Origin of the sequence: uncultured Rikenella sp. (assembly GCF_910577125.1) — a bacterium.
Taxonomy (GTDB): domain Bacteria; phylum Bacteroidota; class Bacteroidia; order Bacteroidales; family Rikenellaceae; genus Rikenella.
The window spans coordinates 1-7,026 of record NZ_CAJTMN010000100.1 but is presented as its reverse complement, the minus strand read 5'-3'; the positions used below and the strand labels follow the sequence as shown (position 1 = coordinate 7,026).

The 7,026-nt window shown below is 56.9% G+C and carries 7 protein-coding genes; 5 read left to right on the top strand and 2 right to left on the bottom strand.

The annotated features are described in order from the left end of the window. Positions 1-587: 587 nt before the first annotated feature. Both QZ292_RS08875 and QZ292_RS08870 read right to left on the bottom strand, forming a co-directional pair. Positions 588-1,142, bottom strand: a complete 555-nt coding sequence (locus tag QZ292_RS08875; RefSeq protein ID WP_294600678.1) for an NADH peroxidase — start codon at positions 1,140-1,142, stop codon at positions 588-590. A 36-nt stretch (positions 1,143-1,178) separates the two neighbouring features. Further along, complete coding sequence (locus QZ292_RS08870; RefSeq protein ID WP_294600676.1) at positions 1,179-1,607, bottom strand: Fur family transcriptional regulator; 429 nt, start codon at positions 1,605-1,607, stop codon at positions 1,179-1,181. A 307-nt stretch (positions 1,608-1,914) separates the two neighbouring features. Here QZ292_RS08870 and QZ292_RS08865 point away from each other — a divergent pair, with 307 nt between their 5' ends. The 5 genes from QZ292_RS08865 to QZ292_RS08845 all read left to right on the top strand — a co-directional run bounded on the left by QZ292_RS08865 (position 1,915) and on the right by QZ292_RS08845 (position 6,928). Beyond that, on the top strand, positions 1,915-2,208 hold the full coding sequence (locus QZ292_RS08865) for a hypothetical protein (protein ID WP_294600674.1): 294 nt from the start codon (positions 1,915-1,917) through the stop codon (positions 2,206-2,208). Positions 2,209-2,281: 73 nt separating this feature from the next. Continuing rightward, positions 2,282-3,400 (top strand): BF3164 family lipoprotein, encoded by a 1,119-nt coding sequence (locus tag QZ292_RS08860; RefSeq protein ID WP_294600672.1) that lies wholly within the window; start codon positions 2,282-2,284, stop codon positions 3,398-3,400. Continuing rightward, complete coding sequence (locus QZ292_RS08855) at positions 3,357-3,980, top strand: hypothetical protein (protein ID WP_294600670.1); 624 nt, start codon at positions 3,357-3,359, stop codon at positions 3,978-3,980. The genes QZ292_RS08860 and QZ292_RS08855 overlap by 44 nt, the downstream gene beginning before the upstream one ends. Positions 3,981-4,251: 271 nt before the next feature. Beyond that, entirely contained in the window at positions 4,252-4,917 is a 666-nt protein-coding gene (locus QZ292_RS08850) for a succinate dehydrogenase cytochrome b subunit (protein ID WP_294600668.1), read from the top strand. 64 nt (positions 4,918-4,981) lie between these two features. Next, positions 4,982-6,928, top strand: coding sequence for a fumarate reductase/succinate dehydrogenase flavoprotein subunit (locus QZ292_RS08845; RefSeq protein ID WP_294600666.1), 1,947 nt, complete (start codon positions 4,982-4,984; stop codon positions 6,926-6,928). The last annotated feature ends 98 nt before the right edge of the window (positions 6,929-7,026 follow it).

Here is a 7,026-nt window from a genome sequence, read left to right as displayed (position 1 = left end):
AAGAACAGTCGCAGCCCCAAGCACCGCCCCGTGTCCGCCTCACTGCGGCTCCGCTCCCGCTCCGCCACATTTCGCGCGCCTGGCGATTCATTCTCTTTCGGCTCATCGCCGAAATAGTTGAATCGCCTCTTTTGGCGGCGGCGCGCGTTGAAGTCGCCCGCTGGGATTTCATCTCGATTTTGCTCACCGCAAAACGAGTGAAATCCCTCTTACGCGGGCGGGCGGTGCGTGCCGCACTCCCAATGGGCAGCCTCTACCCTAACAGGACGGAACTGCCCTCGGGCCGGGCAGGCCCCGCGTGCCCGCGGTGGGCAATTGGCTGGAGTAGCCCAACTCCTCGCCTCGTTCTTTGTCCGCGCGCCATAACGCGAATGCGTCAACCGGCCGGGCCCCGCCAAATAAGGCAGGGATAACCCCAGTAAAAGCCCCTGTGGGGCCCCGCGGCGGGCAATTGGCCGTGTCAGCCCAACCCGCTACTCGCACACTACACGCCGCCCCGCGAGACTGCAGACATATGCCCCGAAAACAAACCGGGCTGCGCCTCAACAGAGACGCAGCCCGAGGAATTTTGCAAGCCAGTCCGCCGCCTATTTCTTAAAGTAGCGGTTGTACAACCCTTCGAAGCCCTTGCCATGCCGAGCCTCATCCTTGCACATTTCGTGCACCGTGTCGTGGATCGCATCCAGCCCCAGCTCCTTAGCCCGCGTCGCGATGCGTTTTTTGTCTTCGCAAGCGCCGGCTTCGGCTTCCATACGGGCCTTCACGTTGGTCTTGGTATCCCAGACCACCTCACCCAGCAGTTCGCAGAACTTCGCCGCATGTTCGGCCTCCTCCCACGCATAGCGTTTGAAAGCCTCCGCAATTTCCGGATACCCCTCGCGATCCGCCTGCCGGCTCATCGCCAGATACATCCCCACCTCCGTACACTCACCCGTGAAGTGCGCCTTGAGCCCGTCGAGCACCTCCGCATCGACCCCTTTGGCCACCCCGATCACATGCTCGTCCACAAAAGTCAACCCACCGGTCTGTTCCACATACTCCTTGAATTTGCTTTTCGGCTGTTTGCACTGCGGGCAGAATTCCGGCGCTTCGTCCCCTTCGTGAATGTAGCCGCACACCGTACAAATGAATTTCTTTTTCATAACTGTGAATGGTTTGTTTTGGTTTGGAAATGATTATTAGTTGTTCTGAACGTTTTTCTTTGCGCACTCCCGGCAAATCCCCCGACAATAGAGCTGCACCGCCTCGATCCGATGCCCCTCCGCCACCGGCAGCCGCGGCGCTTCGGACAAGCATATATCGTACACCCCCCCGCAAGCCGTACAGTATAGGTGCCCGTGCACCGACATATCCCCGTCGAACCTCGAACACCCCGGCTCGATCGTAAGGTGCGCCGCCGCCCCCCGCTCCACCAGCAGATTGAGCGTATTGTAGACCGTCGTTTTCGACAGCGTCGGCATCTGCGGCACCAAAGCCCCGTAGACCTCCTCCGCCGTCGGATGCGTACGATGCTTCAAGAGGTAGTCCATCACCGCCACCCGCTGCACCGAAGGCCGCACCCCGCACCGCCGCAACACCGCCGCCGCATCCTCATCGATTCGCTTCATAATTTGTAATGATTACAAATCTATAACGAGTACAAAGTAAAACTATTTTATCGAGTTCTCCAAAATTTTCTTTCGCTTTTTCTCCGAAATAATTATCTTTATCCAACTTCAACAGAAGCCCCGTCCATCCTCCCGCACAAAGATTGCAACGCACATTAAAGCAGCGCAATTATTATCGAATAATTTTAAAAATAAAACAATTCATCGAAATTTAGAAATATTCGATTGCGATGTTTATATTTGAGGTGCGGTTCGATTTCAGATCGAGCAGTAAAACTATTTTTTCACTTTTTAAATTCATGTTGTCATGAAGAAATTAACCAAAATCCTGTTGGCTGCCGGCGGCGCAGCCCTGATTTGCGGTGCGTCGGCAATGACCTACCTCAAAGCACAAACCCAACAATCGGAGCTGTCCGACCTGACCCTTCAAAATTTGGAAGCCATGGCTTTACCGCCTGATGAAATGGATAAATGGGATGAACTCGAAATTACGTTGGATTGTAATCAATTTTGCACTCGGGATCCGTATAGAGCTTGTCGGGTTCCGGTTATCATTAATGAAAGTCAACATACTTATACTTGTGATAGCTGGCGCAAATGATTCGATTCAATTTGTGTAACTCAAAGAGCTGGTATACTACCCCATATCAGCTCTTTCATTTGTCAGATAGTTTATGAAGCCCTATTTTGTACCTATCTTAGGCCTGTTGTGTATCGTTTTTTCCTGCGCCGGCCCGAAAAACCCGAAAAGCGATTCACAATACCCCGGTGCCGAGACCTTTACCGACAGCCTCGTTCCCGAAGTGCGCTCCCTGACCGGCGAAAAATTGCCATTTCCGGAACTCATGGAGCCCCTGGCCCTCGTTCAGCAGAACGGCTATATCTATCTGGTCAACAGCGACCGGATGAAGAGCCGGATTTCCGTCTACACGACCGACGGCCGCCGGTTGTGCGACATGCTGAGCCGCGGTCGGGGCCCCGGCGAAGCGCTGAGCGGCCGCTACCTTTATTATGCCCCGCAACGGAACGCCCTCGTTCACACCGACTACGTACAGCAGAAAGTCCTGCTGTATGATGTGGACACCTTGGAAAACAACCTCTCCCGTTTGGCCGGCGGTGCGGATCGGGACGGGATTGTGATTCGTCCCCAGGAGGAGATTCGTTTGGATGAAACCGCCTGCTGGCGCAGTTTCCCTGCCCGAAACGGCGAAACGGTCTCTCTGACCCTCTCCGAAGGCGACCGGCCGTGGATCATCACGACCGATCCGAACGGAACGCTCCTCCGGTCTTGCGGAGCGCATCCCGAATTGCCCGACGCAGTCGATCCGGTCTACTGGTCACAGATTTTCGCCTGCAACGCCGTCGTCGATTCCGCCGCCGGCCGGATGGCCGTTTTGTATCAGAACACCGACCTGCTCGACATCTACGACCTCGCGACCGGCGAACGTCTGCACCGGCTGCACGGCCCGGCAGGCTTTTATCCGAAATTCCGGTGCGAGCGACAGGGAAATACCTATCCGGCCTTTTCGATCGACGGCGAGACCCGCGACGCCTACTTCGTCGGCGTCTCTCGCGGCGGCTTGATCTGGGCCTCGTACTCCGGCCACCCGGTATCAGACGAGATTCAGCCCGTACAGCACATCTATGCTTTCGACTGGGAGGGCACACCCCGGATGAAATTCACCGTCGACCGTCCGGTTCTTTCGTTCGACGTCGACCCGGAGAGTCGGACGATCTATGTTTTGTCGTATGAAGAAGACGGGAATTCGCATGTTTATCGGTATGTTTATTAAAAGAAGCCTGTTTTTACGATTCTGTTTGCCTGTACTCTGCTGGCCGCTGGCCTATTCTTGCGCCTCCCGATCGGGTGCAGAGCAGTTGCAGCAGACAATCGGCTCTCGGTTGGAATTTCCGACCCGTTTGGCCGCTCGAACCATGGATCGCGACACCATGCTTTCCTGTCGCGACACCTCCGCGTCGGCCAAAGTTTTGGTCTATTACAATGCCGAAGGATGCACTCCGTGTCGGCTCAAGCAACTGTTCGAGTGGCATGCATTGATGCAGGACTTGGGGGCAGCAGATAGCACGTGTCGGTTTTTGTATCTGCTGAACACGAGTGCTACGACCGTCGATGAAATTGAAGTTGCTCTTTATGGCAGCCGTTTCGATTATCCAGTATTTCTCGACACCGCCGGGGTTTTCGAGCGCTCGAACCCCGGCCTGCCGGCGAACCCTGTGTTCCACACCTTCCTTTTGGATCGGGAGAACCGCGTCGTGCTCGTCGGCTCCCCGATCGGGAACCCCAAGATGTGGGAGCTGTATAAGAGCACCATCTCCCGCCTCGTCGCCAACGGCGGCACCCTGCCGCAATAAGCGCCCGCTTCTGCCCGCCCCGCAAACCAAACGAACCGCCGCAACCGACACCCGATCGCTTGCGGCAGTCTTTTTTTCGGCCACAACCCGCGCCGGACACCAAAAATTTGTGTAATACGAAAAAGGGAAATATCTTTGTTAGCAGGAAAACAATGCGCACAGAAGCCGGCCCGAGGCTTCGCCTCCCGGCTCCGGCGGTTCCCTTTTCCCCGACACCGCACGACACACGACTCGGCTTACAAAATACAAATCATTCAAAACAACCAAACCTATGAGTAAACTCTGGAGCTCCTCCATCGGGAAGAAACTCGTAATGAGCCTCTCAGGCCTGTTCCTGCTCATCTTCCTGCTCGTCCACCTCGTGGCCAACCTCTTCTTCTACGGAGGGGAAGACGCCTACAACGCCATGTGCGAATTCATGGACACCAACCCCGTGATCCAAGTCATGGTACCCGTGCTCGCCGCCGGCTTCGTGATCCACATCGCGTGGGCCACCGTCATCACCCTGAAGAACCGGACCGCACGGCCCGTGAAGTACAAAGTACAAGACCTGAGCGCCTCCTCGACCTGGGAATCTCGGAACATGTACGTACTGGGCATCATCATCCTCGGGATCCTCGCCTGGCACCTGACCGACTTCTGGAGCCACATGCAGCTCCAGCACTTCATCGGCGGCGAAGCCGTGAACAACCCGTACGAACTGCTCATCCAGACCTTCGCCAACCCGATCGTCTCGATCCTCTACATGGTCTGGATCATCGCCCTGTGGTTCCACCTGCGCCACGGCTTCTGGAGCGCCTTCCAGACCATCGGCCTCGACAACCAGATCTGGATCCGCCGGTGGCAGTGCGCGGCACGAGTCTACGCCCTGATCGTAGCCGTCGGCTTCATCTCGATTCCGATCGCCGTACTGATTCTCGCCATCTTCGGCAAGTAGCCGTCCGATACGGCGAGAGCCATCCACCCACTATTTTTCAGAACCCAATCATTCCGAAAAACACATGAGCAACAAACTCGACTCCAAGATTCCCGAAGGGCCGTTGGCCCAGAAGTGGAGCAAACATAAAGCAGACATCAAAGTCGTCAGCCCGGCCAACAAACGCAAACTGGACGTGATCGTCGTCGGGACCGGCCTTGCCGGAGCCTCCGCCGCCGCCTCGCTCGGCGAGCTGGGATACAACGTCAAAGTCTTCTGCATCAGCGACTCGCCGCGGCGCGCACACTCCATCGCCGCACAAGGGGGGATCAACGCAGCCAAGAACTACCAGAACGACAACGACTCCGTCTACCGCCTCTTCTACGACACCATCAAAGGGGGCGACTACCGGGCACGCGAAGCCAACGTCTACCGACTCGCCGAAGTAGCCAACTCCATCATCGACCAGTGCGTGGCACAAGGCGTGCCCTTTGCGCGCGACTACGGCGGACTGCTCGACAACCGCTCGTTCGGCGGCGCACAAGTTTCGCGCACCTTCTATGCACGCGGCCAAACCGGGCAGCAGCTGTTGCTGGGAGCTTATGCCGCGCTGAACCGGCAGATCCAGAAAGGCTCCGTCAAGTCATACCCGCGGCATGAGATGCTCGACGTCGTGCTGATCGACGGCAAAGCACGCGGGATCATCACCCGGAACCTCGTGACCGGCGAGATCGAACGGCACGGAGCACACGCCGTGCTGATCTGCTCCGGAGGCTACGGCAACGTCTTCTTCCTCTCGACCAACGCCATGAACTCCAACGGATCGGCCGCCTGGCAGTGCTATAAGAAAGGAGCCATGTTCGCCAACCCGTGCTTCACCCAGATCCACCCGACCTGTATCCCGAAACACGGCGAACAGCAGTCGAAACTGACCCTCATGTCGGAATCGCTGCGGAACGACGGCCGCATCTGGGTACCGAAGAAGATGGAAGACGTCGAAGCGGTACGCTCGGGCGCCAAGAAAGCCTCTCAGATTCCGGAAGAAGATCGCGACTACTACCTGGAACGCCGTTATCCGGCCTTCGGGAACCTCGTTCCGCGCGACGTGGCATCGCGGGCAGCCAAAGAGCGGTGCGACGCAGGGTTCGGGGTGAATGAAACAGGTCTCGCCGTCTTCCTCGACTTCTCGACCGCCATCAAACGCTTGGGTAAAGAGGTCATCGCACAACGCTACGGGAACCTGTTCCAGATGTACGAAAAGATCGTCGACGTGAATCCGTACGAAGAACCGATGATGATCTATCCGGCCGTGCACTATACGATGGGAGGCATCTGGGTCGACTACAACCTGATGACCACCATTCCGGGGCTGTACGCATTGGGCGAAGCCAACTTCTCGGATCACGGGGCCAACCGCTTGGGGGCATCCGCGCTGATGCAGGGCCTGGCGGACGGCTACTTCGTGATTCCGTACACCCTGGGCGACTACCTCTCGCACGACATCCAGACGCCGAAGATCGACACCAACCATCCGGCATTCGCCGAAGCGGAAAAGGCCGTGACGGACAAGATCAACAAACTGTTCTCCATCAACGGGAAACGCTCCGTAGACGACCTGCACAAAGAGCTGGGGAACATCATGTGGGAATACGTCGGCATGGGCCGCACCAAAGAGAGCCTCGAAAAGGCGATCACGGAGATCCAACGGCTCCGGAAAGAGTTCTGGTCGAATGTCCGGGTACCGGGCGTCGAAGGCGAATTCAACCAGGAGATCGAAAAGGCGCTCCGCGTGGCGGACTTCATGGAGATGGGCGAACTCATGGCGCGCGACGCCCTGAACCGCAACGAATCCTGCGGCGGCCACTTCCGCGAAGAGTTCCAGACGCCGGAAGGCGAAGCGCTGCGCGACGACGACAACTATGCCTACGTCGCAGTCTGGGAATACAAGGGCCCGGACGCGGAACCGGAACTCCACAAAGAAAAACTGGTCTTCGAAACGGTTCACCTCGCTCAACGCAACTACAAAGACTAACCACATTTTCCCATCTTTTAACTCGTTCTTTCTGTCCCTAACCGGAGGGTACTGTTCTCTTTGTGAACAAAGAGAACCAGAAAAACTTTAGAGGATGC

Coding starts and splice junctions, on each gene's coding strand:
- QZ292_RS08860 (WP_294600672.1), top strand. CDS start 2,282: ATGAAGCCCTATTTTGTACCTATCTTAGGCCTGTTGTGTATCGTTTTT.
- QZ292_RS08845 (WP_294600666.1), top strand. CDS start 4,982: ATGAGCAACAAACTCGACTCCAAGATTCCCGAAGGGCCGTTGGCCCAG.
- QZ292_RS08865 (WP_294600674.1), top strand. CDS start 1,915: ATGAAGAAATTAACCAAAATCCTGTTGGCTGCCGGCGGCGCAGCCCTG.
- QZ292_RS08850 (WP_294600668.1), top strand. CDS start 4,252: ATGAGTAAACTCTGGAGCTCCTCCATCGGGAAGAAACTCGTAATGAGC.
- QZ292_RS08870 (WP_294600676.1), bottom strand. CDS start 1,607: ATGAAGCGAATCGATGAGGATGCGGCGGCGGTGTTGCGGCGGTGCGGG.
- QZ292_RS08855 (WP_294600670.1), top strand. CDS start 3,357: ATGAAGAAGACGGGAATTCGCATGTTTATCGGTATGTTTATTAAAAGA.
- QZ292_RS08875 (WP_294600678.1), bottom strand. CDS start 1,142: ATGAAAAAGAAATTCATTTGTACGGTGTGCGGCTACATTCACGAAGGG.